Annotated in this window: 27 protein-coding genes; 9 read left to right on the top strand and 18 right to left on the bottom strand. The window is 64.1% G+C overall.

Annotated elements, in window-relative coordinates:
* The first annotated feature begins 87 nt into the window (after window positions 1–87).
* Complete coding sequence (locus tag IVB26_RS04825; protein WP_247970808.1) at window positions 88–2,181, top strand: methyl-accepting chemotaxis protein; 2,094 nt, start codon at window positions 88–90, stop codon at window positions 2,179–2,181.
* Between the two features lie 187 nt (window positions 2,182–2,368).
* Here IVB26_RS04825 and IVB26_RS04820 read toward each other — a convergent pair whose 3' ends face one another.
* Both IVB26_RS04820 and IVB26_RS04815 read right to left on the bottom strand, forming a co-directional pair.
* Window positions 2,369–3,019: a DUF2865 domain-containing protein gene (locus IVB26_RS04820; RefSeq protein WP_247970807.1), complete on the bottom strand. Its 651-nt coding sequence runs from the start codon at window positions 3,017–3,019 to the stop codon at window positions 2,369–2,371.
* A 17-nt stretch (window positions 3,020–3,036) separates the two neighbouring features.
* Window positions 3,037–3,810, bottom strand: a complete 774-nt coding sequence (locus IVB26_RS04815) for a L,D-transpeptidase (RefSeq protein ID WP_247970806.1) — start codon at window positions 3,808–3,810, stop codon at window positions 3,037–3,039.
* A gap of 207 nt (window positions 3,811–4,017) precedes the next feature.
* Here IVB26_RS04815 and IVB26_RS04810 point away from each other — a divergent pair, with 207 nt between their 5' ends.
* The 5 genes from IVB26_RS04810 to IVB26_RS04790 all read left to right on the top strand — a co-directional run bounded on the left by IVB26_RS04810 (window position 4,018) and on the right by IVB26_RS04790 (window position 8,237).
* The gene (locus IVB26_RS04810; protein WP_247970805.1) at window positions 4,018–5,130 is read left to right on the top strand and encodes an AI-2E family transporter; all 1,113 of its coding nucleotides are present in this window, start codon (window positions 4,018–4,020) and stop codon (window positions 5,128–5,130) included.
* A 78-nt stretch (window positions 5,131–5,208) separates the two neighbouring features.
* A complete protein-coding gene (locus tag IVB26_RS04805) occupies window positions 5,209–5,580 on the top strand; it encodes a DUF883 family protein (RefSeq protein ID WP_247970804.1) in 372 nt (123 codons plus the stop codon).
* A gap of 92 nt (window positions 5,581–5,672) precedes the next feature.
* Entirely contained in the window at window positions 5,673–6,128 is a 456-nt protein-coding gene (locus IVB26_RS04800; RefSeq protein ID WP_246920279.1) for a hypothetical protein, read from the top strand.
* A gap of 173 nt (window positions 6,129–6,301) precedes the next feature.
* Window positions 6,302–7,444: an OpgC domain-containing protein gene (locus IVB26_RS04795; RefSeq protein ID WP_247970803.1), complete on the top strand. Its 1,143-nt coding sequence runs from the start codon at window positions 6,302–6,304 to the stop codon at window positions 7,442–7,444.
* A 181-nt stretch (window positions 7,445–7,625) separates the two neighbouring features.
* A complete protein-coding gene (locus tag IVB26_RS04790; RefSeq protein WP_458309358.1) occupies window positions 7,626–8,237 on the top strand; it encodes a TetR/AcrR family transcriptional regulator in 612 nt (203 codons plus the stop codon).
* 11 nt (window positions 8,238–8,248) lie between these two features.
* On the opposite strand, the gene IVB26_RS04785 is transcribed toward IVB26_RS04790, so the two are convergent.
* From IVB26_RS04785 to urtA, 15 genes are all read right to left on the bottom strand, one after another.
* Window positions 8,249–9,907, bottom strand: a complete 1,659-nt coding sequence (locus tag IVB26_RS04785; RefSeq protein WP_247970801.1) for a CHASE domain-containing protein — start codon at window positions 9,905–9,907, stop codon at window positions 8,249–8,251.
* A 294-nt stretch (window positions 9,908–10,201) separates the two neighbouring features.
* Window positions 10,202–10,825 (bottom strand): urease accessory protein UreG, encoded by a 624-nt coding sequence (gene ureG / locus IVB26_RS04780; RefSeq protein WP_247970800.1) that lies wholly within the window; start codon window positions 10,823–10,825, stop codon window positions 10,202–10,204.
* 41 nt (window positions 10,826–10,866) lie between these two features.
* Window positions 10,867–11,595, bottom strand: a complete 729-nt coding sequence (locus IVB26_RS04775) for an urease accessory protein UreF (protein ID WP_247973060.1) — start codon at window positions 11,593–11,595, stop codon at window positions 10,867–10,869.
* On the bottom strand, window positions 11,576–12,211 hold the full coding sequence (ureE, locus tag IVB26_RS04770) for an urease accessory protein UreE (RefSeq protein ID WP_247970799.1): 636 nt from the start codon (window positions 12,209–12,211) through the stop codon (window positions 11,576–11,578). Before ureE ends, IVB26_RS04775 begins: the two co-directional genes overlap by 20 nt.
* Window positions 12,212–12,225: 14 nt before the next feature.
* Window positions 12,226–12,525: a putative quinol monooxygenase gene (locus IVB26_RS04765; RefSeq protein ID WP_246920267.1), complete on the bottom strand. Its 300-nt coding sequence runs from the start codon at window positions 12,523–12,525 to the stop codon at window positions 12,226–12,228.
* Between the two features lie 138 nt (window positions 12,526–12,663).
* Window positions 12,664–14,379, bottom strand: a complete 1,716-nt coding sequence (gene ureC, locus IVB26_RS04760) for an urease subunit alpha (RefSeq protein ID WP_247970798.1) — start codon at window positions 14,377–14,379, stop codon at window positions 12,664–12,666.
* 34 nt (window positions 14,380–14,413) lie between these two features.
* On the bottom strand, window positions 14,414–14,953 hold the full coding sequence (locus tag IVB26_RS04755) for an HD domain-containing protein (RefSeq protein ID WP_247970797.1): 540 nt from the start codon (window positions 14,951–14,953) through the stop codon (window positions 14,414–14,416).
* Window positions 14,954–15,010: 57 nt separating this feature from the next.
* Complete coding sequence (locus IVB26_RS04750; RefSeq protein ID WP_235543311.1) at window positions 15,011–15,316, bottom strand: urease subunit beta; 306 nt, start codon at window positions 15,314–15,316, stop codon at window positions 15,011–15,013.
* A 114-nt stretch (window positions 15,317–15,430) separates the two neighbouring features.
* Window positions 15,431–15,733 carry an urease subunit gamma gene (locus IVB26_RS04745; protein WP_007605424.1) on the bottom strand — a complete coding sequence of 101 codons (303 nt, stop codon included), beginning with the start codon at window positions 15,731–15,733 and terminating at the stop codon, window positions 15,431–15,433.
* Window positions 15,734–15,770: 37 nt separating this feature from the next.
* Entirely contained in the window at window positions 15,771–16,601 is an 831-nt protein-coding gene (locus tag IVB26_RS04740) for an urease accessory protein UreD (RefSeq protein WP_247970796.1), read from the bottom strand.
* A 31-nt stretch (window positions 16,602–16,632) separates the two neighbouring features.
* A complete protein-coding gene (gene urtE / locus IVB26_RS04735) occupies window positions 16,633–17,328 on the bottom strand; it encodes an urea ABC transporter ATP-binding subunit UrtE (protein ID WP_091881260.1) in 696 nt (231 codons plus the stop codon).
* Window positions 17,329–17,331: 3 nt separating this feature from the next.
* A complete protein-coding gene (gene urtD, locus IVB26_RS04730; RefSeq protein ID WP_246920254.1) occupies window positions 17,332–18,093 on the bottom strand; it encodes an urea ABC transporter ATP-binding protein UrtD in 762 nt (253 codons plus the stop codon).
* 4 nt (window positions 18,094–18,097) lie between these two features.
* Window positions 18,098–19,267 carry an urea ABC transporter permease subunit UrtC gene (gene urtC, locus IVB26_RS04725; protein WP_247970795.1) on the bottom strand — a complete coding sequence of 390 codons (1,170 nt, stop codon included), beginning with the start codon at window positions 19,265–19,267 and terminating at the stop codon, window positions 18,098–18,100.
* Window positions 19,264–20,871 (bottom strand): urea ABC transporter permease subunit UrtB, encoded by a 1,608-nt coding sequence (urtB, locus tag IVB26_RS04720; protein WP_247970794.1) that lies wholly within the window; start codon window positions 20,869–20,871, stop codon window positions 19,264–19,266. The genes urtC and urtB overlap by 4 nt, the downstream gene beginning before the upstream one ends.
* Window positions 20,872–20,954: 83 nt before the next feature.
* The gene (gene urtA / locus IVB26_RS04715; RefSeq protein WP_247970793.1) at window positions 20,955–22,283 is read right to left on the bottom strand and encodes an urea ABC transporter substrate-binding protein; all 1,329 of its coding nucleotides are present in this window, start codon (window positions 22,281–22,283) and stop codon (window positions 20,955–20,957) included.
* Window positions 22,284–22,763: 480 nt separating this feature from the next.
* Here urtA and IVB26_RS04710 point away from each other — a divergent pair, with 480 nt between their 5' ends.
* The 3 genes from IVB26_RS04710 (at window position 22,764) to IVB26_RS04700 (ending at window position 25,138) form a co-directional block, all read left to right on the top strand.
* Window positions 22,764–24,347, top strand: coding sequence for a DEAD/DEAH box helicase (locus IVB26_RS04710; protein WP_247970792.1), 1,584 nt, complete (start codon window positions 22,764–22,766; stop codon window positions 24,345–24,347).
* A 24-nt stretch (window positions 24,348–24,371) separates the two neighbouring features.
* Window positions 24,372–24,659: a translation initiation factor IF-1 gene (gene infA / locus IVB26_RS04705; protein ID WP_007599789.1), complete on the top strand. Its 288-nt coding sequence runs from the start codon at window positions 24,372–24,374 to the stop codon at window positions 24,657–24,659.
* Window positions 24,660–24,925: 266 nt separating this feature from the next.
* Window positions 24,926–25,138 carry a cold-shock protein gene (locus IVB26_RS04700; protein ID WP_194404462.1) on the top strand — a complete coding sequence of 71 codons (213 nt, stop codon included), beginning with the start codon at window positions 24,926–24,928 and terminating at the stop codon, window positions 25,136–25,138.
* A gap of 102 nt (window positions 25,139–25,240) precedes the next feature.
* Here IVB26_RS04700 and IVB26_RS04695 read toward each other — a convergent pair whose 3' ends face one another.
* A complete protein-coding gene (locus IVB26_RS04695; protein WP_247970791.1) occupies window positions 25,241–25,855 on the bottom strand; it encodes a TadE/TadG family type IV pilus assembly protein in 615 nt (204 codons plus the stop codon).
* Window positions 25,856–25,877: the final 22 nt, after the last annotated feature.

Here is a 25,877-nt window from a genome sequence, read left to right as displayed (position 1 = left end):
ATGCGATTGCCGATCTGCCACGCCCCCGTTTGTCGATGTTGCCGGGCGTCCTTCTGGGACTTTGTAAATGGGAATTGGGGGACTTCGATGCTGAATCGTCTGACCGTATCCGCGCTGCTGAAGGCGGTGATCGCGATCACATCGGTCTGTGTGGTGATCGCGCTGTCGCTCACCGCTTACGACTCCTGGGGTCGCCTCAAGACCGCCAGCCGCATCTCGCAGATTGCGGACACCTCCGCCGATCTGTTCAAGGCGATGCACAATCTGCGCACCGATCGCTCGACCACGACGCGGCTCCTGAACGCGACCGAGCCGCTGGACGGCGAGATGGAGAAATATCTTCGCGCCCTGCGCGATGCGCAAATGCCCGCGATGGCACGCGCGCTCGAATTGTTGCCGACCTTGGACTTCCCCCAATCGGGCACGCTGGTGCCGGAGCTGTCGCGCCTCTACAAATTGCTGGTCGAGGAGCAGAAGCAGTTCTGGGAGGACGTGGCCAAGCCCAAGGACCAGCGCCGCGCCGGGCTGCCGAAGGAATACATGGAGACGACGCAGGGCCTGCTCGACGTGCTGGACAAGCTGTCGAACACGCTGGCGGCCACCGTCAACCACCAGGACGCCGCGATCGACCAATTGCTGTCGATCAAGCAGAACGCCTGGCTGCTCCGCAACACCGCGGGCGAGGCCTCGCTGATCGTGTCGACCGGACTTGCAGCCGGCAAGATCACGCCGGAGGGCCGCTATAACTACACCCAATATGTCGGCGGCACGGCGGCGATCTGGAAGGCGCTGGAATTGTCGACGTCGGGCATGCAGTTACCGCCCGCGCTGGCTTCCGCGATGGCGGGTGCCAAGACCGCTTACTTCGAGCCTCAATATCTGACTCTCCGTGACCGGCTCGCGGACGCCCTGGTCAAAGGCGAGAAGGCCGAAATGACCGCCAACCAGTGGAGCCCGCTGACGGTTGGCCGTATGGCCAGCGCGGTCGCGGTGGCCGAAGCCGCGCTCGACGCCGCCAAGGTCCACACACAAGAGCAACGCGGTGCCGCACAGCGCGCTCTCATCGTGCAGCTCGTGCTGCTCACACTCGCCATCAGTCTCGCCGCTGGCGCGATCATGCTGGTCAGCCGCCGCGTCATCACTCCGCTCAACACCATCCGCGACGCCATGCTGAAGGTCGCCGGCGGCGACCTTGCCGTCGACAGCGGCTATCTCGATCGCCAGGATGAGATCGGCGCGCTTGCCGGTGCGCTGGAAACCTTCAAGCAGCAGGCCACCGACAAGCTCAAGATCGAAGAGCAGGAGCGCGAACGGAACACGGGCGCTACTGCACGCCAACGCGCCGTCGAGTCCTATGTCGGCGAGTTCGAGGGCGCAGTGCGCAAGACGCTGGGGGAATTGAGCGAGGCCTCCGGCGAGATGCGCAAGACCTCGGGTGACCTCTCCGCGGTGTCGCGCCAGACCAATGATCGCGTGCAGATCGCCGGCAAGGCTTCCAACGACGCCTCGATGAGCGTCGACAGCGTCGCCGCGGCCGCCGAAGAGCTCTCGGCCTCGATCAACGACATCAGTCAGCAGGCAGCCCATGCCGCGGGCATCGCCGGCCGCGCGGTCACGCAGGCACGCGAGACCGACGGTACCGTGCAGGGCCTCGCCAAATCTGCCGGACGCATCGGCGAGGTCGTCGGCCTGATCAACACCATCGCACAGCAGACCAATCTGCTCGCGCTCAATGCCACGATCGAGGCGGCCCGCGCCGGCGAGGCCGGCCGCGGCTTTGCCGTGGTCGCCTCCGAGGTGAAGTCGCTGGCAAGCCAGACCGCCAAGGCGACCGAGGAGATCTCCGAGCAGATCGCCGACATCCAGAAGGTCGCAGGCGACGCCATCAACGCGATCCAGACCATCGGCGGTATCATCGGCGAAGTGAACGAAGTGGCGACCGCGATTGCCGCCGCCGTGCAGGAGCAGGGCGCGGCGACCCAGGAGATCACCCGCAGCACCCAATATGCGGCCCAGGGCACCAAGAACGTCTCGGACAATATTACCGGCGTCAAAGCCGATGCGGACGCCGCAGCCGCAGCCGCCGACAACGTGAAGCACGCATCCGAAATGCTGGAGACCCAGAGCCGCCAGCTCGGCCACGAGGTCAGTGACTTCCTCGGCAAGATCCGCGCGGCGTAGGGCACGCTAGCGCTACACGCTCACTGTCGTCCCTGCGAACGCATGCGAACGCAGGGACCTATAACCTCAGGGAGTGGTCGTAGCGCGAACCGGCAACCCCGGGTGTTCGCCAAACCGAATTCTGTGGCGTTCGCAGGGACGACAGCTCGGAACGGGGGCGATAGCGCGCCCCATTAAAATACTGCCCCTACTCCTTCGCCACCACCGGCACCTGACGGAATTTGGCGCGCACCGAGTCCGGCAGCGGCGAGAAGTTCATCGCGACGCCACGGCGGTCGTTGGCATTGCGGCTGGCGACCACGAGGCCGTTGGCGCCGGCGACGATGTCGCCCTTGCGTAAGGTGGGATCGTCCTCGACCTTGACCGATGCGAGCCCGGCCGGATCCTTGCCGTTGCAGGTGCAGCCCGCGACGATCTCGTTGCGATAGCGGAAGGCGTTCGGCAGGTCGGAATAGGATTTACCGCTGTCCGTGGTGGCGTCGTCGATATTGCTGCCATAGACCAGCGAGGTTTCGGAAGCCGGGCAGAAGCTCTTGCAGGATTGCGCCTTGCTCTCGGCATCGTTGCCTTGCGCCGGGAAGTAGCGACCATCGCAGCCACGCACGCAATAGGCCGTGCCGCCGCCATAGGCGGCCCGCTGGCGCGGCACATCGTAACGCGGCATGTCGTCATGGGGAAACGGCGCCCGGATTTGCGGAGGTCGGCCCCCAAACGCGCCGAACAGCGCCGAGAAGAAGTCTTCCGCATGCGCCGACGGCGTCAGCGCAAGACCGGAGAAAGCAACGGCGAACATTGCCGCCACGCCAACGGCCAATTTGCGGATCGAGCGTTTACTCATGTGACCTCACTGAACTCCTAGTTCACCGACGACGCCGAGATATTCAGCGCCTGCCGCCCCGAGGGCATTGCCGTCACGGCCGGGCGCTTGCGCATGGGGTCGCCGCCTTTGGCCATCAACGGCGCATTCTTCGGCAGCACCACGACCTTGGCACCGACATTGACGCGGTTGAACAGGTCGATGACGTCCTCATTGGTCATGCGGATGCAGCCGGAGGAGACGAACTTGCCGATTGTGGAGGGATCGTTGGTGCCGTGGATGCGGTATTCGCTGGAGCCGAGATACATCGCACGCGCGCCGAGCGGGTTGCCGGGGCCGCCGGCGACGAAGCGCGGCAGATAGGGCTGCCGCGCGATCATCTCGGCCGGCGGATGCCAGTCCGGCCACTCCGCCTTGCGGCTGACGCTCTGCACGCCGGACCAGGTGAAGCCTTCGCGGCCGACCCCGACGCCATAACGGATCGCACGGCCGTTGCCGAGCACGTAGTAGAGATAGGTGCTGTTGGTATCGATCACGATGGTCCCGGCCGGCTCGCTGCGGTCGAAGCCGACGATCTGCTTGCGCAGGCGGTCAGGCAGCTGGGCGTCCTCGTTAGCCGCCTGTGGCGCCTCATTCACGTAGCCCGGCGAGTAAACCTGGTCCTGCGGGTACACCGGCGGCTGCATCGGCGCATAGCCGAAAGTTTGTCCGCTCGCGGCGCCGAAGGGCACCGTGGCCAAAGCGGTTGCGAAGGCAAATGCGGTGACGGCGCGCGGCGAAAAGCTGCGACGGAGTGCCGAGAACTTTGTCATGTGCTGCCCCGTTGGATGTCTGCATCAGGGTGATGCGCTTTCCATGAACTCCGCAGGCACGATCCAAGTTCCGGCGCGGCGCGCGGCAGCCTTGTCACAGTCAAGCGAGCACGTGTTCACGAAGCCGCGATGGAACCGCGGCGAGGCTCGCGCATTGTCAACCGTCGATGGGCGCGCGGATCGAGGCTTCCGTGCGGGAGAAAGATTGTGCGCGTCCTTCCCAGTGAACGTCTGATCCCCGGCAACAGCGAAGGTGAGCCGCTTCCCGAGAGCCATAGTGAGCTACCGCCGGTCATCCGCCGTACCGAGTTTGTTGCCTTCGCGCTCGCTGGCTTGCTCCTGATTGCGGTCGTCACCGTGCTCTATCTCGGAAGGGCGTTCTTCCTGCCGGTGGTGATGGCCTTCGTCACCGGCACCATGCTGTCGCCGGCTGCGAATTTCCTCGAACGTTGCAAGGTGCCGCGCGGGCTCGGCGCCGCCCTGATCGTGATCGCGGTGACCGCCGTTGTCGCCTTCGTTGTCGCGCTGATCGCTTCCCCCGCCATGGAATGGAGCACGCGCCTGCCGGAGCTCGGCGCGCAGCTGAAAGACAAGCTGCACGTGTTCGATCGGCCGCTGGCGCTTTGGCGTGAGCTGCAAGGCATGGTCGGCGGCTCGGAGGGATTCCCGAGCATCCAGATGCCGAAGGTCGAGTGGGTGCAGCCGACGCTGGAATTTCTGTCACCGACCTTTACTGAATTTCTGCTGTTCTTCGTCACCCTCATTCTGTTCATCGCAAGCTGGCGCGACCTGCGGCGGGCGGTGATCATGACCTTCAGCGATCGTGACGCGCGGCTGCGTACGCTCCGGATCCTCAACGAGATCGAGGTCCATCTCGGCAATTACCTGTTGATGGTCACCGTCATCAATGTCGGCGTCGGCGTCGCCACCGGCATCATCTGCGCGCTCACTGGCATGCCCAATCCGGCCGGGCTCGGCGCGCTGGCGGCAACGCTCAATTTCATCCCGATCATCGGACCGGTCGCGATGTTCGTGGTGCTGGTCGTGGTGGGGCTGGTCGCGTTCCCGACCATCAGCGGCGGCCTCATGGCCGCGCTCGCCTTCGGCGGCCTCACCTTCCTGGAAGGACACTTCATCACCCCGACCATCATCGGCCGGCGGCTGGCGCTGAACGCACTTGCGGTGCTGCTTGCGCTGGCATTCTGGACCTGGATGTGGGGCCCGATGGGCGCCTTCCTGTCGTCGCCGCTGCTAATCGTGGCCCTGATCCTCAAGGAGCATCTGTTGCCGGCGGATGCGCCGCAGCTGCCGCAGGACTGACCGGTTTCCGCGAACGGAACTTCCCCGAAGACGAAACGTTCTCCGGCTATCTCAGCCGTCAACAGTTCGGAGCTCCTGATGTCCACGCCCAATGCCGAAGCCGGGATGAGAGACTGGACCGACAAAGCCACCAGAGAACGCCTCGAGAAGGATGTAGCAGCCGTGAAAAGCGATATCGCCGCCCTCACCGACCAGATCACCGACGCGCTCAATACCTTCGCCAATTCCACCAGCAAGCAGGCTCGCCGCGGCTATCGCCAGGCGCGCGAGAACGTGGATTCCGCGATGGACGACATGTCGGAGCGCGGCAGCGCAATGATGGGCGCGGCCCAGGAGGCCTACGGATCGATCGAGGAGACGCTCGAAGACGCGATCACGCAGCGGCCGCTCGCGACCGTCGGGCTGGCGCTCGGCATCGGCTTCCTGATCGGTGCCGCCTGGCGCCGGTAGGCAGCGCGAACGGATATTGAGACGGCGGCGCGACCGGCCGCCGATGCCAGCTTGCGGACGATTCGGCTTGTGGGGATTTGAGGAGCAAGGCCATGTTTCAGCGCATCATCGACGGGATCAGTGCATCCACCGGTACGACTATGCGGCTGACCTCCCTGGCCGCGGGCGCGGCGTTCGCACTGTTCATCACCACGTGCTTCCTGTGCGCGGCGGCGTTCATCTCGGTGCTCAACAAATATGGTCCGGTGCAAGCTTGCCTCGCGGGTGCCGGCGTCTTCTTTCTGCTGACCCTGGCCGCAGCGGTGAGCTACTGGGCCTACAAACGGGAGTTGCGCAAGCAAGCCCAGATCGCGGCCGAGCGGGCCGCGAAGTCGGCGGCGCAAAGCATGCTCGCAGACCCCATGCTGCTCGCCACCGGGCTCCAGATCGTTCGTGCCATAGGCGTCAAGCGGCTGCTGCCGATCCTGGCGATCGGCGGCGTCGCCCTCGGCATCATGGCGAGCCGCGCCGGTGTGTCCGACGAGGTATCGGCCGAACCGGCCGAGTAACGGTCCGAGCGGGTTAGAAATTTTCGTTTATAGGTACTGCGAGCATCACACAGGCGTCGCCGCGCAATTTTTCGCCGGGCGGCACGAATGCATCCACTCACGCAAACGCTACTCGGATGGGCAGGCGGTTGCCGGTAAAAGCATCACCCTGATTCCCAAAGCTATTTTACTCAATGAAGCCTACTGTCAAAGCGAACCTCTCCGCATTCCAGCACGACGCCCGGCTGTATTTGACGCTCGGCATCGCCAATTGGTCGGTTTTCGTCGATCACATCCCGAACAACGTCGTCAACCTGCTGACGCTGCGCAACTTCGGCTTCAGCGGCGCTGCCGACCTGTTCGTGTTCGTGGTGGGTTACGGCGTCGCGATCATCCACGGCCGGATGGCGCTGGAGCGCGGCTATGTCGTCGCCGCGACGCGCATCTTCCGTCGCGTATGGCGGCTCTATGCCGCCTATGTCGTGCTGTTCGTGATCTATATCGACACCATCGCCTACGTCGCCTCGCAGTCGATGGCGCCGGAAATCATCCATGAATACAACATCTCGGGGATTCTAGAGCACCCGCTGCGCATCCTGGTCCGCGGCCTCGTGCTCCAGGAGGAGCCGCTGAACCTCGATCTCCTGCAGCTGATGATCCCGCTGATGGCTTTTTTTCCATTCGCACTGTGGGGGCTGTTGCGGTGGCCGAACCTGACGTTGGCGGCATCGATCGCGCTGTATCTTGCCGCACGCTGGTTCGACTGGAATTTTCGGGTCTATCCCGACCAGGAGTGGACCTTCAATCCGCTGTGCTGGCAGATGCTGATGGTGCTCGGGGGCTGGTTCGCCGTGACCGGCGCGCCCGGGCGCGCCCTACGCGACATGCCCTGGCTGCGGATACTCGCCGGGGCCTATCTCGTATTCGCGATGGCCGTCACCTTGCTGCGCCATTCGCCGGCATTGTCCGCTTTTTTGCCGGACCTTCTCCTCGACAGCATCGCGCCGACGGACAAGGAAAACCTTGCACCCTATCGCGTGGTTCACTTCCTCGCGCTCGCCTTCCTCGCGACCCACCTCATTCCGGCCGATCACCCCGGACTGCGGTTGAAGCCGCTCCAGGCGGTCATCAGATGCGGCGAGGAATGGCTCGCCGTGTTCTGCGTCGGGGTGTTCCTGTCCTTCGCCGGCCATCTGATCCTGATCACCAGCGCCAATCTGGTGGTGATGCAGATCGTGGTGAGCCTCGCCGGATTCGCCGCGATGAGCGCCGTGGCCTACTACGTCGCCTGGTCGAAATGGCAGGATCTGCCCGCCGCCTTGCGGCAGCAGGCCTAAAGCGCGATGCGATCAGCATGCATCGTCATCGCGCTTTAGGCTGTTGTCTGAGCATGATCTGTTCGGAAAACCGCTGCGCGTTTTTCCGGATCATGCTTTGGCCGTCGCGATTCCGCTAGGTTGGCCGCCGCGGCTGCGCTATCCCGGAGCAGGAGCGGGTTGCGCGGGGAGACCGGGCGTGGTGACGACGAATGGCGGGGGTGACAGGGCCGACAGCGCTCCTCGGCGCGGCCGGCCGCGATCGATCGAAACCAGCAACGCCATTCTCGAAAGCGCCTATGCGCTGATGGCTTCCACCGGCCTTGCCGCCACCACCATCGACGCGGTCGCCCGCCACTCCAGCGTCTCCAAGATGACGATCTACAAATGGTGGCCGTCGCGCGAGGCGCTCTTGATCGACGCCTTTCTCCAGCATGCCGCGCAGATGCTGCCGCTGCCCCCGGTGAGTTCCGGCAGCCCCGCGGCGCGCGCGCGCCGTCATGCCGCGGCCTATGCCGAGGCGCTCCAGGGCGAGTTCGGCAAGGTTCAACTCGCCGTCATCTCCGAATGCATTTCCAAGACCGGCTCCGCCGAGCTGTTCTACGCCCGCTATCTGCAGTTCCGTCGCGACGCGCTGGTGGAAATGATTGCGGCAGGCCAGGACGACGGCAGCATCCTGGCCGAAGGGCCGGCTGAGGATCTCTACGACGCCATCTACGGCGGCCTGTTCTATCGCTACGTCTTCGGCATTGCGCCGATCACGCCTGGCTTCGCCCGCCATCTGGTCGACGTGGTGTTGCGGCCGAAGACTTAGCCGCACGACGTTTATCGCGCGGGCCTCACCGGCGCCGAGAGCTTATCGGTGCGATCGCGTTCGGTCATGTCGACCACCGTCTCCATCGGCGCGGTCAGCTCATAGACGTAGGAGGCGTCGGTGAAATAGCGCTTGGCGGTGCCGCCGAGCGCCTCCGGGGCGACGCGGTCGAGCAGGATCAGGCCGAAATCGGAATCGGGGCGGCGCGTCGCCTCGCTGGTGTTGAGCTCCTCCCAGCGGAAATGGAAGACCTCGTCGGTCCCCTCGCCTGTCACCGTCCAGTTGGCGGTGATGTGCGGATGCTTTCCGACCAGCGACAGGCCCTCGTCGGAATGCGAGGCCAGCTCGAAGAACAGCAGTGAGAGGCTCTGCGCCGCGCGCGCGCTGACGGCGATGTCGGGACCAGTCACGGCGATGCGATCGGCATGCGGAATGGCGCGTGCCTCGAACAGGCCCTTCAGCTTGACCCCCTGCCATTGGCTCTCGCTGAGCAGAGAGACCACGTTCGACATGGCGTGGATGCGCCCGATCAGAAGCTCGCGGGCAACGTCGATGTCCGAGCCGTGACGCAAGGTGCGCGTCACGATCGACTGGATGACCGCAAGGATGTTCTTGACCCGATGGTTGAGCTCGTCGATCACCGCGGTCAGCCGGCGCTCGAAGCCGATTCTGACCTGGATTTCCCGGCTGAGCCGCAGATTGTTGTAGGCGACATAACCGAACAGGCCGCACACCATCGCAGTGATCGCAAAGCCGATCGCCGCCACGATGATCGCGGTCTGCTCGGCACGGCGCAACGAGTTGGTCTTCGCGTAGTAGCCGAGCTGCCAATCACGGCCACCGAAGCTCACCGTGCGCGTTGCCGACGGCGCAGGTCCGTCCACCGCCGCCCTGCGCGTCGAAACAACGCCCTGGTCGTTGGCGATCAGCTCGCCGCCTTCCTTGCGCGGATCCCTGAGCGCGACCGAGAACAACGACATGTCGTCATTGGTCAACATCAGCGAGGCGAGCTCGTAGGAGAACGTGACGAACCCGGCCGGCTCGGTTGCGCCCTCGGGAACGACGGGTGCGGCCACGACAACGCCGACCGGCCCGTCTGCGCGCAACAGCGGAACCGGGTCCGAAGCCACCGACCTCTTCTCGATCCGGGCGCGCGTCAGCATGGCGCTGCGAACCGGGTCCTGATCGAAACTACGGCCCGGCAGTGCCTTGGTCTCGTCGCTGCGCGGCTCGAGATCCAACAGCACGTCGATCGGCTGGGTGATCTCGGCCGGATTGATCGGCTTGTCGTCATAGGTGCGGATCTTCGGATTCGGGAAGCCGGCGGCGCCAATGGCAGCCTGCGCCGCCGTAAGCTCGTTCGGCTTCAGCCGGGCGATCCAGCTGGCCACCACGAAATCCGTCTTGAAGGCGTAGATGGCCGAGCGCAGCGGCTCCAGCATGTTCGGCTTGATCACGGATGGCGTGCGGAACAGGCCGGAAGCGACGCGTGCCAGCAGTTCGCGCTCGGTGAGCCGATCCTGGACCAGGCTGGCGTGAACGTCGATCGCACGCGCGAGCGCGATCCGGTCCAGCGCCAGCTCCTGGTCGTGGACGCGATAGGCCGCAAGCCCGGAGAGCAAGGCTCCGAGCAGAGCGATGAAACCGATGATGAAACCCAGCCGGACCACGCGACTACTCAGGCGAACGCAGGAGGTCGGCAATAAACAAAGAGCATATGAACGCCGTTCGAACGGCCACGTGCCGAAACAGGGTGAACCCCAGTGGCAGAGATAATGGAGGAGGAGACATCGGTACGCAACGTAGGTCGCCTGAAAAGCTTAATCCGTCCGGCCGATGGTCTGGCCGGGATGGATTGCCCGGGCGCCGGAGGTAATTAATCGCCGTGTCCGAAATTTGTTCCCTGGTTGTGGTTCGACCCCAAGGTTAACGGCGAAAAGCGCATGCGCCAAGTCGTCGCGCCGTCAGCCTGCCCGTTTCAAGCCACCTTTGGCCTCGATGAAGCCGATGATGCGATCAAGCCCCTCGCTCTTCTTCAGGTTGGTCATGACGAAAGGACGCTCGCCGCGCATGCGCCTGGCATCCGTGTCCATCTTCTCCAGGGAGGCACCGACATGGGGGGCGAGGTCGATCTTGTTGATGACCAGAAGGTCGGACCGCGTGATGCCGGGGCCGCCCTTGGACGGGATCTTGTCGCCGGCCGCCACGTCGATGACGTAAATGGTCAGGTCGGCCAGCTCCGGGGAAAAAGTGGCAGCGAGATTGTCGCCGCCGGACTCGATCAGCACGAGATCGAGCCCGGGAAACTTGGCGCGCATGTCCGCGACCGCGGCGAGATTCATCGAGGCATCCTCGCGGATCGCGGTGTGCGGGCAGCCGCCGGTCTCGACGCCGGCAATGCGGTCCGGCGTCAGCGAGCCCGAACGCACGAGGAACTCCGCGTCCCATTTGGTGTAGATGTCGTTGGTGATCGCGGCGATGTCGTAGCGATCGCGCATGGTCTTGCAGAGCAGGTCCATCAGCGCGGTCTTTCCCGATCCGACCGGACCGCCGACGCCGACACGCAATGGGCCGTGAGATTTCGACATGGAATTCGCTCGCTCTCGATGGGTTGAAGGCCGCCTCGCTTTCACGATCGGAACAGCCGCGTATATTGCGTCTCGTGCCGCAGGCTGGCGAGATCGGCGCGGAAGGTCGCGCTGCCAAGATCGTCCAATGTCGCATTCAGCGCACGATTGGCGGTCGCGGCCACAATGGCTTCCAGCCTCACCAGCACGCGCTGGCTGTCGGTCTGGCCGAGCGGGATGAGCCGGCTCGCCGCGGAAATCCAGTTCGAGACCAGCGCATGCAGGAAGGCGTGGAGCGTCGGCGCCAGGGACACACCGTGCTTAGCTGCGACCACGCCGACTGCGACCGGATAGACCGGTGGCGTGCGGCATGCCGCAACCATGGCATCCAGCCCGTCGGCATCCCAGGCGGCGCGGGCGATGTCGATGAAGGCGCGGCCCTGCGAGCTCGTCTCCAGCTGCCGCTCGCGCGACGGCACGAAGGCGGCAGCGAGCTCGGCGATATCGTTCAAAGTGGTCTCCGCGCCCGCCTCCGTGGCGCGATAGGCATGGACCAGGAACGTCGCATCGCAGAAGCCCGAGCCGTCGCAAAGCATCGCGTCGAGCCAGTCGGTCAGCGTCGCGGTATCCGTGATGTCGCCGGCCTCGACTGCCCATTCGATGCCGCTGGAGTAGGAGAAACCACCGACAGGGAATGCCGGCGACAACCAGGTCATCAACCGGTACAGCGCCGCCGCCTCGCGCTCGGCGAGGTCACCGGCACGGACCGGCTCATTTGTGGTCATGAGCATGCGTGTGGCCGTGGTGATGGTCGGGATGGTCGCAATGCTCGTCGTGGTGATGGTGGTCGTGTCCATGGTCATGCGCGGCATGGCCATGATGATGGTGATCGTGGCCGTGATGATCATGGTGATCATGGTGATCGTGATGGCCGTGATCGTGATGCGCATGTTCATCGTGCCCATGCGCGTGGCCGGCATCGGCATAGGCGCCGCCTTCGGGATCGAACGGCGCCTCGATCTCGATCACGCGCGCGCCGAGCCCCTTCACCATGGCTTCGATGACGTGGTCACGGCGGATACGCAAGGCTTTGGCCATGATCTGCGTCGGCAGATGACGGTTGCCGAGATGCCAGCCGACGCGGATGAGATGGTGCGGATCGCGGCCGCGGATCTCCAGCAGCGGCTCGGGCGCCGCGACCACCTCGACCAGCCTTCCGTCCTCCAGCACCAGCGCATCGCCGCCGCGCAGCGCGACGGCGTGCTCCAGGTCGAGCAGGAATTCGAACCCCCGCGTCCCCGTCATCGCCATGCGGCGGCGGTGCCGATCGTCGAAATCGAGCACAACCGTGTCCACCGGCGCTTCCATGAAGCGGTGTTGTCCCCTGACCTGCGTCGCCCGGATCATGCGCTTTTACCCTGTTACCGTGTCTCGACCTTCTCGGGCGTGATCACCTCGATCTTCGGCGGTGCCGTGAAGCACTTCACTGCCACGCGGCCAAACGTCTTCATGTGCTCCATGGTCCGATGCGGCACCAGCGCCTCGGCATTCTCCCACTGCTCGACGAACACCATCTTGGCAGGATCAGTGACGCTCTCATGCAGATCATAGGCGATATTGCCGGGCTCCTTCCGGGTCTCCTTGATGCAGGCGGTGGCCGCAGCAATGAATTCGGCGCGCGTTTCGGGCTTGATGGTCAAGGTGGCAACGACGTAGATCACGAGAAATCCTCCCGGCTTTGCTTCTGGCTTCAGATACCGGGCGGGACATTAGACTAGCCGGGATCGAACGCAAAACCGGAAAAGGCTCCCGGACATGCGCTCAGGACACGTTCTCGGGACATGCGTTGAGGCGCTATTTCAGTACATGAAATATCGCTGCGCCATGGGCAGCACCTCGGCAGGGGCGCAGGTGAGCAGCTCGCCGTCGGCGCGCACCTCATAGGTCTCCGGGTCGACCTCGATGTTGGGCGTGGCGTCGTTGTGGACCATGCTCTTCTTGGAGATCTTGCCGCGGGTGTTCTGGACGGCATAGAGCTTCTTGTCGATGCCCAGCTTTCGCGCGAGGCCGCCGGTGATCGCGGCTTTCGAGGTGAACACCACCGAGGACGCCGTTCGCGCCTTGCCGAAGGCACCGAACATCGGCTGATAGTGCACCGGCTGCGGCGTCGGAATCGAGGCATTCGGATCGCCCATGGGCGCGGCGACGATGCTGCCGCCCTTGACGATGCAGTCCGGCTTGACGCCGAAGAAGGCCGGCGACCACAGCACGAGATCGGCGAGCTTGCCCTTCTCAACCGAGCCGATCAGCTTCGACACGCCATGCGCGATCGCCGGGTTGATGGTGTATTTGGCGATGTAGCGTTTGATGCGAAAGTTGTCGTTGTCCTTGCCCTTGTCCTGCGACAGCGACCCGCGCTGCTTCTTCATCTTGTCGGCGGTCTGCCAGGTCCGGATGATGACCTCGCCGAGCCGGCCCATGGCCTGGGAGTCCGATGACATCATCGAGAGCGCGCCGAGGTCGTGCAGGATGTCTTCAGCTGCGATCGTTTCCTTGCGGATGCGGCTCTCGGCGAAGGCCAGATCTTCCGCGATCGAGGGATCGAGGTGATGGCACACCATCAGCATGTCCAGATGCTCGTCGATGGTGTTGCGCGTGAAAGGCCGCGTCGGGTTGGTGGAGGACGGCAGCACGTTCTTCAGGCCGGCGACCTTGATGATATCAGGAGCGTGACCGCCGCCGGCACCCTCGGTGTGGAAGGCGTGGATGGTGCGGCCCCTGAATGCCTTGATGGTGTCCTCGACGAAGCCGGACTCGTTCAGCGTGTCGGTGTGGATCATCACCTGGATGTCGTGGGCGTCGGCGACCGACAGGCAATTGTCGATCGCGGCCGGCGTCGTGCCCCAATCCTCGTGCAGCTTCAGCGCGCAGGCGCCGGCCTTGATCATCTCGACCAGCGCGGCCGGACGCGAAGCGTTGCCCTTGCCGGAGATGCCGAGATTGACCGGGAAGGCGTCGAACGACTGGATCATCCGTCCCATGTGCCACGGCCCCGGCGTACAGGTGGTGGCGAAGGTGCCGTGCGACGGGCCGGTGCCGCCGCCCAGCATCGAGGTGACGCCAGACATCAGCGCGTGCTCGATCTGCTGCGGGCAGATGAAATGGATGTGGCTGTCGAAGCCTCCGGCGGTGAGGATCTTGCCCTCGCCCGCGATCACGTCAGTGCCGGGTCCTATGATGATGGTGACGCCCGGCTGGATATCGGGATTGCCGGCCTTGCCGATGCCGGCGATCATGCCGTCCTTGATGGCGACGTCGGCCTTCACGATGCCCCAGTGATCGACGATCAACGCATTGGTGATGACGGTGTCGGCCGCGCCCTGCTTGTTGGTGACCTGCGACTGACCCATGCCGTCGCGGATCACCTTGCCCCCGCCGAACTTCACCTCCTCGCCATAGGTGGTGAAATCCTTTTCCACCTCAATGATGAGATCGGTATCGGCCAGCCGCACCCTGTCGCCGGTGGTCGGGCCGAACATGTCGGCATAGACGGAACGTTTTATCTTGACGGACATCACAAGCCCCGTTTGTGTTTGAATGTTTGGTGCGTCACAGCAACGCTTTCGCTGCTTTCACGGCATCATCGAATTTCTCGTCGAGCCAGGCATTGCCGCCGCGGCACCCCGCAACGACCTGCGTGGCCCAGCCGACGTAATCGGCGAGATCGTCGCGCTCCTCGGCACTCGGATCGGTTTGAATGCGCGCGGCCGTATTGCTGATCTTGTCGGCGATCTTGATCAGCTTTGCGCCTGGCGATTTGTGCGGCGCGTCCTCGATCTGCTTCTGCCGCCGCTCGGCCTTGGGCAGGCTCATGTCGTCGGTGCATTCGGCGACGAGCGAGGCGACCCGTTGGGAAAATCGCTGCGCGAGCTCGTCGCGCGTGGTGTCGGTGTCTTCGATCACATCATGCAGCCAGCCAGCCGCGACCAGCTCGGCATCGGCGCCGTCGGTCGCGGTCGCAAGCAGGTTCGCGACCTCGGCGAGATGATTGATGTAGGGCTCGTTGCCGCGTCCCTTGCGCGCCATTCCATTGTGACGGCGCGCGGCAAGCTCGGCGGCTTCTGAGATGAGGCGGATTGGTGAGAGCATGGCAGATACCTCCGTTTCCGCCTCAACCGCACCGCACCGCGCTCGTTCCTTCGGAGCTCACAGCTTCCCCATAACGTCACCGCGAAAACCATAAATCGTCTTCTTCCCCGCCATGGCGACGAGCTGGACGTCGCGGGTCTGGCCGGGTTCGAAGCGGACGGCGGTGCCGGCGGCGATGTCGAGGCGCATGCCACGGGCCTTCCTGCGGTCGAACTTCAGCGCCGGGTTGGTCTCGAAGAAATGGTAGTGCGAGCCGACCTGGATCGGGCGGTCGCCGGTATTGGCCACCGTCAGCGTCACGGTCTTGCGGCCGGCATTGAGCTCGATCTCGCCGTCCTGGATGAAGAGTTCGCCGGGGATCATATCTGTTCTCTCCTCGTCATTCCGGGGCTCGCGCAGCGAGAACCCGGAATCTCGAAACCTAAACCTCTGGATTCCGGGTTCGCCCTTCTGGCGCCCCGGAATGACGAATTCAAATTACCTGATCGGCTCGTGCACGGTGACGAGCTTGGTGCCATCAGGAAAGGTCGCCTCGACCTGGATGTCGTGGATCATCTCAGGGATTCCCGGCATTACCTGATCGCGGGTCAGCACCTGCGCGCCGGATTGCATCAGCTCGGCGACGGTGCGGCCGTCGCGCGCGCCTTCCAGGATGAAATCGGAGATGATCGCGATCGCTTCGGGATGGTTGAGCTTGACGCCGCGGTCCAGCCGGCGGCGGGCGACGATGGCCGCCATCGAGATCAGAAGCTTGTCCTTTTCGCGGGGAGACAGGTTCATGCAGAATCTCTTCCGTTCAACACGTCAATTCAGCCGGTCAATTCAGCCAGAGCCGCGGCAGCGCGGCACCGGTCCGCGCCAGCACCGTCATCATGTCGGCGCGCAAGCGCGCCGCATCTTGGGCACAGAACCGCGCCATTGCAAAGCCATTCCACGCCGAGATTCCGACCTCACCCGAGAATGAGTCCGAGGCCTCGCGAATGCGCTCGACCAGGGCCTCGTCACCAGGCACGATCAAGGCAGTGCCAATCGCGGCGCCGCCCTTGGCAACGGCGGATCGCCCAAGTTTTGCGCCGACATTGCCATCAAGCCTGACGGTCTCAGCAAACACCAGTCTGCCACCGCGACGCAGCCGCCAGCGGTCGACGAACTCGCCCTGCTCCATCCGCTCGCCCATGGCGGCGCGGCCGAACACCACGATCTCGCAGAGCAGGAGCGAGGCCGCCTCGTCGAGTTCGATGTCGAAGCGGCGCTGCACCCGGGCCCGGTCAAACAGGATGGTTTCCTGCGGCAGCCAGGACAAATGTGCGCCTGCACCGACCTTCAGAGCGATGCTGAGCTGCGCCGCCGCGCCCGGCGCGCGATAGACCTTTTCGGCGGCCGCCGTCGTCAAGGTCAGCCGCGAGCGATCCGCCGCCGATATCTCGATATCGAATCTGTCCCCACCAGCGACGCCGCCGGCCGTGTTGACGAACACGCCGGAGAGCCCCTCGCCTTCCGGCGAGGGAAAACGCACGCGCAGCGAGCCGGATTCATGCAAGGCGCCGCGTCGCGTCACGCCGTCGCGTGCATGCACGTCGAAGCGCACCGCGCCGCGGGCACGGTTCGCCTCGAAATCCGTTGACGTAACTGAAACGTCGCTGCGCATCCGCCTCCCCAGCCGGTCGCGGCAGAATGGCTTACAGCGCCATCTGGCGGCTGATCTCGCTCGCGTCGAGATTGCTGCGATCGCAGGTGAACTTCACCGCGCCGCGATCCATCACGGCGAAACTGTCGCCGAGTTCGCAGGCAAAGTCGAGATATTGTTCGACCAGCACGATGGCGATGTTGCCGAGGTTGCGCAAATACGAGATGGCGCGGCCGATGTCCTTGATGATCGAAGGCTGGATGCCCTCGGTCGGCTCGTCGAGCAGGAGCAGCTTCGGCCGCATCACCAGCGCGCGGCCGATCGCGAGCTGCTGCTGCTGGCCGCCGGAGAGATCGCCGCCGCGCCGGCCGAGCATGGATTGCAGCACGGGGAAGAGCGAGAACACGTCGTCCGGAATGTGCTTGTCCTCGCGCTTGAGCGGGCCGAAGCCGGTCTTGAGGTTCTCCTCGACCGTCAGCAGCGGAAAGATCTCGCGGCCCTGCGGCACGAAGCCGATGCCCTTGCGCGCGCGCTCATAGGGCTTCAAGCCAGTGATGTCATTGCCGTCGAGCACAATCGCGCCCGAGGAGATCGGATATTGCCCGACCATAGCGCGCAGGAGCGAGGTCTTGCCGACGCCGTTGCGCCCGAGCACGCATGTCACCTTGCCCGGCTCGGCCGAGATCGAGACGCCGCGCAGCGCCTGCGCCGCGCCGTAGAAGAGATTGATGTCCTTGACCTCAAGCATCGCTCAGCGTCCCAGATAGACTTCGATGACCCGCTCGTTGGACGAGACCTGGTCGATGGTTCCTTCCGCCAGCACCGTGCCTTCGTGCAGGCAGGTGACCTTGACGCCGAGCTCGCGCACGAACGTCATGTCGTGCTCGACGACCATCACGGTGTGGGTTTTGTTGATTTCCTTGAGCAGCTCGGCGGTGAGGTGCGTCTCGACGTCGGTCATGCCGGCGACGGGCTCGTCGACCAGCAGGAGCTTTGGATCCTGAGCGAGCAGCATGCCGATCTCCAGCCACTGCTTCTGGCCGTGGCTGAGGCTGCCGGCGAGACGGTTGCGTGCCTCCGTGAGGCGGATCGTCTCCAGCACCTTGTCGATGCGCTCGGACTCGGCCTTGCTGCCGCGCCAGAACAGCGTGCCGCGGACCGAGTGGTCGACATTGAGCGCGAGCAGGAGGTTGTCCTGCACCGTCTGGCTCTCGAACACGGTCGGCTTCTGGAACTTGCGCCCGATGCCGAGCTCGGCGATGCGGGTCTCATCGAGCCGCGTCAGATCAGTGACGCCGTCGAACAGCACCGTGCCTTCATCCGGCTTGGTCTTGCCGGTGATGATGTCCATCATCGTGGTCTTGCCGGCGCCGTTGGGGCCGATGATGGCACGCATCTCGCCGGGCTCGAGCGTCAGCGACAAATTGTTGATGGCGTGGAAGCCGTCGAACGAGACGTGCACGCCGTCGAGATACAGCATCGCCGAAGTCGTGCGGGTGTCCATGACGTTCATCGCGCTACTCCGCCATCTTGGGTTCGGTAACGCCGTCTTCGGCCGCAGCGCTCGCCAGGCTCGCGGCGTTGCGCTTTTCCTTCGAGGAGTCCCACCAGGCGTTGAAGGTGCCGATGATGCCCTTCGGCAGCAGCAGCGTCACCAGGATGAACAGCGCGCCCAGCATGAACAGCCAGTACGGCGCCAGCATGCCGGAGGTGAAGAAGGTCTTGGCGTAGTTGACGACGACGGCGCCGAGGGCAGCGCCGACCAGCGTGCCACGGCCACCGACCGCGACCCAGATCACCGCCTCGATCGAATTGCCGGGCGCAAATTCGGATGGATTGATGATGCCGACCTGCGGCACGTAGAGCGCGCCCGCGACCCCGGCCATGCAGGCCGACACCGTGAACACGAACAGCTTGTAGGATTCGACGCGGTAGCCGAGGAAGCGCGTGCGCGATTCTGCGTCCCGCACCGCGATCAGGACCTTGCCGAGCTTGGACGAGACGATGACGCGGCAGATCAGGAAGCCGATGATCAGCGCCAGGCAGCTCAGCGCGAACAGCGCCGCGCGGGTACCTTCAGCCTGGACGTTGAAGCCGAGGATGTCCTTGAAGTCGGTCAGGCCGTTGTTGCCGCCGAAGCCGAAATCGTTGCGGAAGAAGGCGAGCAGCAGCGCATAGGTCATCGCCTGCGTGATGATCGAGAGATACACGCCGGTGACACGGGAGCGGAAGGCAAGCCAGCCGAAGCAGAAGGCGAGCAGGCCGGGCACGACCAGCACCATCAGCGCGGCGAACCAGAACATGTCGAAGCCGTACCAGTACCAGGGCAGCTTCGAATAGTTCAGGAACACCATGAAGTCGGGCAGGACCGGATTGCCATAGACACCGCGGGTGCCGATCTGCCGCATCAGATACATGCCCATCGCGTAGCCGCCGAGCGCGAAGAAGGCGCCGTGGCCGAGCGAGAGGATGCCGCAATAGCCCCAGATCAGATCGATCGCGAGCGCGAGGATGGCGTAGCAGACGTATTTGCCCCATAGCGCGACGAGATAGGTCGGAACTTGCAGGAACGACCCTGCGGGCAGCAGCAGGTTGGAGAGCGGGATGAGAATGCCGCAAGCCGCGACGACGGCAAGAAAGATCGTCGCGCTGCGGTCCAGCGAACGCGTCAGCATGTGAGGGGTCATGCTTCCACCGCACGGCCCTTGAGCGCAAACAGACCGCGCGGCCGCTTTTGAATGAACAGGATGATCAGAACCAGGATGGCGATCTTGCCGAGCACTGCGCCGGCGACCGGCTCCAGAAATTTGTTGGCGATGCCGAGCGTGAAGGCGCCGACCAGCGTGCCCCAGAGATTGCCGACCCCGCCGAACACCACGACCATGAAACTGTCGATGATGTAGCTCTGGCCGAGATTGGGGCTGACATTGTCGATCTGCGACAACGCCACCCCGGCGATGCCGGCAATGCCCGAACCGAGGCCGAAGGTCAGCGCATCGACGCGCGAGGTGGCGATGCCCATCGAGGCCGCCATGCGCCGGTTCTGCGTCACCGCGCGCATCTCGAGGCCCAGCGCGGTATAACGCAGCATCGCCAGCAGGATCGCGAAGACGGCGAGCGTGAACACGAGGATCCAGAGCCGGTTATAGGTGATGGTGATCTGGCCGAGCTCGAACGCGCCGCTCATCCAGGAGGGATTGCCGACCTCGCGGTTGGTCGGGCCGAACATGGTGCGCACCGCCTGCTGCAGCACCAGCGACAGGCCCCAGGTCGCCAGCAGTGTCTCCAGCGGACGGCCGTACAGGAAGCGGATGATGCTGCGCTCGATCAGTACGCCGATCGCGCCGGCGACGACAAAGGCGAGCGGCACGGCGATCAGCAGCGAATAGTCGAACAGGCCGGGATAGCGGGTGCGGATCACCTCCTGCACCACGAAGGTGGTGTAGGCGCCGATCATCACCATCTCGCCATGCGCCATGTTGATCACGCCCATCACGCCGAAAGTGATGGCGAGCCCGATCGCGGCGAGCAGCAGCACCGAGCCGAGCGAGAGGCCGTACCAGGCATTCTGAACCGTGGACCAGATGGCGAGCGAAGACTGGATCGAGCCGATCGCGCTCGCGGCGGCCTTGGTCACCGAAGCCGGCTGGTCGCCCATGCCGGTGAGCAGAGCCATCGCCTCCTGATCGCCGCGGGCCTTGAGCGTGGCGACCGCCTCGAACTTCTCGACCTCGGAGGCATCCGCCTTGAACAGCAGGATGGCCGCGCGGGCCTCGCCCAGCGCCGTCTTGACGGATCTGTTGGTTTCCTTGGCAAGCGCGGCGTCGACGGCCTCGAGCGCGGTCTCCTCATGCGACTTGAAGACGGATTGCGCCGCCTGAAGCCGCGTCCCGACGTCCGGCGACTGGAGCGTCAGGCTGCCGAGCGCGGCATCGACGCTGCGGCGCAGGCGGTTGTTGAGGCGGACCGCGCTCGCGCTGTCGGGAACGCTGGCCACCGCCTGACCGGTCGCGGCATCGATCGACTTGCCGTCGGTGCCGGTGACGTAAACCTTCTTGCTGTCGGGGTCGGCCATGAGGCGGCCGTCCTGGAGCGCACTGATGATGGGAAAAGCCAGCGGATTGCCGCTGCCCGCGACCACGCCGATCGCCTCTTCCGTGTCGGAGAAATCGTCATTGGCGAACTTGGCGACCCCATCCTCGAACGGACCGGCGAAGGCCGGCAGCGCGAACGCGATCAACAACAACGAGAGCGCAAGCGAGCAGAGGCGCGCGGACAAATAGGCTGGCACTGTGAATGACCCCGGCGGAAATGAGTGGAGAAGGCGGCGGGATCGCCTCCTTCTCCGATCTTGCAATGAGTGTCAGATCCGGATCAGGAGCCCGAACCGAGGCACTTGTTGGTCTTGGTGTTGAAGTTGCCGCACTTCTTGCCGACCCAGTCGCCGATCAGGTCCTTGGAGCCGTCGAGCTCCTTCGACCAGGCGTCGCCCGCGACGAGGCCCGGGGTCTTCCAGACCACGTCGAACTGGCCGTTGCCCTTGATCTCGCCGATGAACACCGGCTTGGTGATGTGGTGGTTCGGCAGCATCTTCGACACGCCGCCGGTCAGGTTGGGGGCTTCGATGCCGGGAAGCGCGTCGATCACCTTGTCCGGATCGGTCGACTTCACCTTCTCGACGGCCTTCACCCACATGTTGAAGCCGATCACATGCGCTTCCATCGGATCGTTGGTCACGCGCTTCGGATTCTTGGTGTAGGCCTGCCAGTCCTTGATGAACTTCTCGTTCGAGCCGTCCTTGGTCTTGATCGACTCGAAGTAGTTCCAGGCGGCGAGATGGCCGACCAGCGGCTTGGTGTCGATGCCGGCGAGCTCTTCCTCACCCACCGAGAACGCGACGACCGGGATGTCCTTCGCCTTGATGCCCTGGTTGCCGAGCTCCTTGTAGAAGGGAACGTTGGCATCGCCATTGATGGTCGAGACCACCGCGGTCTTCTTGCCGGCCGAGCCAAACTTCTTGATGTCGGCCACGATCGTCTGCCAGTCGGAGTGACCGAACGGCGTGTAGTTGATCATGATGTCTTCCTGGGCGACACCCTTGGACTTCAGGTAGGCTTCCAGGATCTTGTTGGTGGTGCGCGGATAGACGTAGTCGGTGCCCGCGAGCACCCAGCGCTTCACCTTCTCTTCCTTCATCAGGTAGTCGACGGCGGGGATCGCCTGCTGGTTCGGCGCCGCACCCGTGTAGAACACGTTGCGCTCGCTTTCCTCACCCTCGTACTGCACGGGGTAGAACAGGATGCTGTTCAGCTCCTTGAACACCGGGAGCACCGACTTGCGCGACACCGAGGTCCAGCAGCCGAATACGACCGAGACCTTGTCCTTGGTGATCAGCTCGCGCGCCTTCTCGGCGAACAGCGGCCAGTTCGAGGCGGGATCGACCACGACGGCCTCGAGCTTCTTGCCGTTCACGCCGCCCTTCTTGTTCTGCTCGTCGATCAGGAAGAGGATGGTATCCTTCAGCGTGGTTTCGCTGATGGCCATGGTGCCGGAAAGGGAGTGCAGCACGCCGACCTTGATGGTGTCGTCGGCGGCTTTCGCGCCGGTCAATGGCGCCAGACCGAGCATCAGGCCGGCGGTCGCAGCGAGAACGCCACGGCGGCTAAATGACGCCGCTATATCGTGAATGGATTTGCTAAGCATGAGTGTCTCATCTCCCTGACGCAGACGTGAAAAACGCTGCGAAACGGCCCCACGGCCGCCTGCGATTAACGGATTCGCAAGAACCGTGCCATGGACTGAGCACCCACCAACCATTTGGTTTCGCTGGAATAATTGCCAGAAATCAAAGTTTCGCCACCAAGAAGCAGCCCAAAACTTGAGCAATTCAAATGTATGCCAAAGCGGCAGGCGGGTTATTTTTTAAGCAAATTGGTCACTCTGGCTAAATTTCCGGCATAACTATTTCTGCACCGCAATCGCCATTTCAGGCGAGCCAGCCTTGAAAGCGCCCCCTAAATGTTCCATATCAACAGCCGAGACCTCTTGCGAATCAAGGGGTCGTTGCGAGCCGCGTGTTCTTAAGCCCCTACGGGCCTCTGGCTTGCCCCATATCTCACAAGCCATCCGACACCCTAAACACGCAGGTGTCTTCTCGACACCCTTTTGCGCGCGCCGCGCTGAATGCGCCGGGCGCCCGCTTTTGACATGGAAAGAACCCATCTTTTGACATCGTTTCAGGATTTCGGCCTCGCCGAACCGATCGCGCGCGCTCTCGCCGAAGAGAACTACGTCACTCCCACCCCCATCCAGGCCCAGACTGTTCCGATCGCGCTGACCGGCCGCGACGTCGTCGGCATCGCCCAGACCGGAACCGGCAAGACCGCGTCCTTCGCGCTTCCGATTCTCCACCGCCTGCTCGAGAACCGCATCAAGCCGCAGCCCAAGACCTGCCGGGTGTTGGTGCTGTCGCCCACCCGCGAGCTGTCCGGCCAGATCCTCGATAGCTTCAACGCCTATGGACGCCATATCCGCCTGTCCTCGACGCTCGCCATCGGCGGCGTGCCGATGGGCCGCCAGGTCCGTGCACTGATGCAGGGCGTCGACGTGCTGGTCGCCACCCCAGGCCGCCTGCTCGACCTCGTGCAGAGCAATGGCCTGAAACTTGGCAGCGTCGAGTTCCTTGTGCTCGACGAAGCCGACCGCATGCTCGACATGGGCTTCATCAACGACATCCGCAAAATCGTCGCGAAACTCCCAATCAAGCGGCAGACGCTGTTCTTCTCGGCCACCATGCCGAAGGACATCGCCGAACTCGCCGACGCCATGCTGCGCGACCCCGCCCGCGTCGCGGTGACCCCGGTCTCCTCGACTGCCGAGCGGATCAACCAGCGCATCGTCCAGGTCGACTTCTCCGCCAAGCCCGCCTTCCTGACCAAGCTTCTGAAAGACGAGCCGGTCAACCGCGCACTGGTCTTCACCCGCACCAAACATGGCGCCGACAAGGTGGTGAAGTCGCTCGAGAAGGCCGGCATCCCTGCCAGCGCCATCCACGGCAACAAGTCGCAGAACCATCGCGAGCGCACGCTCGCCCAGTTCCGCTCGGGCGAGATCCGCACCCTGGTCGCCACCGACATTGCCGCCCGCGGCATCGATGTCGACGGCATCAGCCACGTGATCAATTTCGACCTGCCCAACGTGCCGGAAACCTACGTCCATCGCATCGGCCGCACCGCGCGCGCTGGCGCCGACGGCACCGCGATCTCGCTGGTCGCAGGCGGCGAGGAACTGAGCTATCTCCGCGACATCGAACGACTGATCAAGGTGGCGCTGCCGCGCGAAGACCTCCGCACCGATGCCGGCCGCCGCGACGCCGGCCCTCCCCCTGCTCAGCAGCGACAGGGTCGGTCCGGCCGCCCAGGCCAGCGTCCCCAAGGCGCCCGGCACGGTGACGGACGGCGTGGCGACGACAGGCATGCCGACGGACGCCATCATAGCGCCGGCAGGCAGGGCGACGGACGGCCCGGCGAAGGACGCCATGGCGAGGGCAGACCTGTTGATGGCAGGCCCGGTGAAGGCCACAAGGCCTCCAAGGGGTCTCGCCGCCGCCGCGGTTCCGGTGGTAAGATGAACTCCTCACCCGCCGATCGGTCGGAACAGCGTCCCGCGCATAGCGCCGGCAAGCCTGATGGAATACAAGGCGTTGCCTTTTTGCGTCGCGAGAGTCGTCCCAACGGCCGACCGAACCGCAATCCTCATTCGAACTAACAGTCCACGACTGGAGACACCCACATGGCTAAGGAAGAGCTGATCCAGTTCGAAGGACTGGTCACCGAAATCCTCCCCGACGCCCGCTACCGCGTGCAGCTCGACGCCGGACACGAGATCGTTGCCTATACCGCCGGCAAGATGAAGAAGAACCGCATCAAGACGCTGGCGGGCGACCGCGTGACGGTGGAGATGTCGCCCTATGACCTCGAGAAGGGCCGGCTGATTTTCCGCCACAAGGACGAACGTCCCAGCGGGATGGGTGGACCGCCTCGTCCGGGCCAGCGCGGCGGCCAGTTCCGCCGTCGCTAGCGGTTGCTGGCACGCGAGCGGCAGTAAGATTCCGGCCTGCCTGTCGATCCGCCGTGGACCTCGCGGCGGATCAAAAAATCGTGCATGGCCGGATTGTTTTGAGGCCTCAATTCCGATAAAATGAATTTATCGATTTTCGGCCGGACGACATTAGCATCCACCGGTACAGCCGGTTCAGACACGCTGACGACCCTTCCAAAAATTCGATCTAACCGGCCTGCGCGAGTGGGCTCCAACATTGTGTTATCTGAGAAGGGACTACCCCCGTGAGCATGGGAACCGTGAAGTGGTTTAACGCGACCAAAGGCTTCGGCTTCATTCAGCCCGACGATGGCGGCCAGGACGTGTTCGTTCACATCAGCGCTGTCGAGCGTGCAGGCCTCGGCACGCTGCGTGAAGGTCAGAAGATCTCCTACGAGATCGTGGCCGACCGCCGCTCCGGCAAGTCGGCAGCGGACAACCTACGCGACGCAGGCTGAGCCGCCGGGCGCTTGGCCCGATCGGCTTGCGCCAGCCAAAGCAAACAAAAAGGCCGTGCGCGACGCACGGCCTTTTTCATTCCGGGGGCCTGCTCGTGAATGTCAGCACGAGGACGGTACGCCGTTGTAGGGAACGCATGTGACCTGGCGCGGCCGCGTGTAGGACAGGTCGCTCAGCGGTATGCTCGACTTCAACACGTAACCCACGGAAGGCGTGTAAGTGTAGCTCGCCTCGCTGAGTATGAGGTAGGTCGACGGAATCAACAGCGTCGAGGGAAGCTCGCTGGTCACCTTGTCGCCGGCCTTCCGAGCCGAGGTCGCCAGCGTCGCTTGCGTCGCACCGCTCGCAATGGTGCCGGCCTTGCTCCACTGGACCGTGGCAATGCTGTTGGCATCGATGTAGATCTGGGAGATCGAGCCTTTCACGAGCGTAGCGTCGTAAGGCATGATGATCGAGATGCTCGCCGTGAACGCGTTCTGCATGTCGGAATCGGTCAGCGTCGTCGACTGCGATGTCAGATCGGACAGTGTCCGTGCGATCAACGTGACTTTGCGATCGATCGCCACGGCCGACGAGAATTCGACGGTACCGAAGAACATCACCAGCATCAGCGGCACGATGACCGCGAATTCGGTCGCCGCGAGGGCGCGGCTGTCGGCGACGAAGTCGCGCACCGAGCAGCGCGCATTCCTCGAGAATTTCGTAATCGCCCGCATTGGTCCGCTCAGATCCATCTGC

The organism is Bradyrhizobium sp. 195 (genome assembly GCF_023101665.1).
Lineage (GTDB): Bacteria > Pseudomonadota > Alphaproteobacteria > Rhizobiales > Xanthobacteraceae > Bradyrhizobium.
The sequence above is the reverse complement of the archived record's forward strand: the minus strand, read 5'-3'. Positions and strand labels throughout refer to the sequence as shown.

Coding starts and splice junctions, on each gene's coding strand:
- IVB26_RS04825 (WP_247970808.1), top strand. CDS start 88: ATGCTGAATCGTCTGACCGTATCCGCGCTGCTGAAGGCGGTGATCGCG.
- IVB26_RS04820 (WP_247970807.1), bottom strand. CDS start 3,019: ATGAGTAAACGCTCGATCCGCAAATTGGCCGTTGGCGTGGCGGCAATG.
- IVB26_RS04815 (WP_247970806.1), bottom strand. CDS start 3,810: ATGACAAAGTTCTCGGCACTCCGTCGCAGCTTTTCGCCGCGCGCCGTC.
- IVB26_RS04805 (WP_247970804.1), top strand. CDS start 5,209: ATGTCCACGCCCAATGCCGAAGCCGGGATGAGAGACTGGACCGACAAA.
- IVB26_RS04800 (WP_246920279.1), top strand. CDS start 5,673: ATGTTTCAGCGCATCATCGACGGGATCAGTGCATCCACCGGTACGACT.
- IVB26_RS04795 (WP_247970803.1), top strand. CDS start 6,302: ATGAAGCCTACTGTCAAAGCGAACCTCTCCGCATTCCAGCACGACGCC.
- ureG (WP_247970800.1), bottom strand. CDS start 10,825: ATGTCGAAATCTCACGGCCCATTGCGTGTCGGCGTCGGCGGTCCGGTC.
- IVB26_RS04775 (WP_247973060.1), bottom strand. CDS start 11,595: ATGCTCATGACCACAAATGAGCCGGTCCGTGCCGGTGACCTCGCCGAG.
- ureE (WP_247970799.1), bottom strand. CDS start 12,211: ATGATCCGGGCGACGCAGGTCAGGGGACAACACCGCTTCATGGAAGCG.
- ureC (WP_247970798.1), bottom strand. CDS start 14,379: ATGTCCGTCAAGATAAAACGTTCCGTCTATGCCGACATGTTCGGCCCG.
- IVB26_RS04755 (WP_247970797.1), bottom strand. CDS start 14,953: ATGCTCTCACCAATCCGCCTCATCTCAGAAGCCGCCGAGCTTGCCGCG.
- IVB26_RS04750 (WP_235543311.1), bottom strand. CDS start 15,316: ATGATCCCCGGCGAACTCTTCATCCAGGACGGCGAGATCGAGCTCAAT.
- IVB26_RS04745 (WP_007605424.1), bottom strand. CDS start 15,733: ATGAACCTGTCTCCCCGCGAAAAGGACAAGCTTCTGATCTCGATGGCG.
- IVB26_RS04740 (WP_247970796.1), bottom strand. CDS start 16,601: ATGCGCAGCGACGTTTCAGTTACGTCAACGGATTTCGAGGCGAACCGT.
- urtE (WP_091881260.1), bottom strand. CDS start 17,328: ATGCTTGAGGTCAAGGACATCAATCTCTTCTACGGCGCGGCGCAGGCG.
- urtD (WP_246920254.1), bottom strand. CDS start 18,093: ATGAACGTCATGGACACCCGCACGACTTCGGCGATGCTGTATCTCGAC.
- urtC (WP_247970795.1), bottom strand. CDS start 19,267: ATGACCCCTCACATGCTGACGCGTTCGCTGGACCGCAGCGCGACGATC.
- urtA (WP_247970793.1), bottom strand. CDS start 22,283: ATGCTTAGCAAATCCATTCACGATATAGCGGCGTCATTTAGCCGCCGT.
- IVB26_RS04710 (WP_247970792.1), top strand. CDS start 22,764: ATGCGCCGGGCGCCCGCTTTTGACATGGAAAGAACCCATCTTTTGACA.
- infA (WP_007599789.1), top strand. CDS start 24,372: ATGGCTAAGGAAGAGCTGATCCAGTTCGAAGGACTGGTCACCGAAATC.
- IVB26_RS04695 (WP_247970791.1), bottom strand. CDS start 25,855: ATGCGGGCGATTACGAAATTCTCGAGGAATGCGCGCTGCTCGGTGCGC.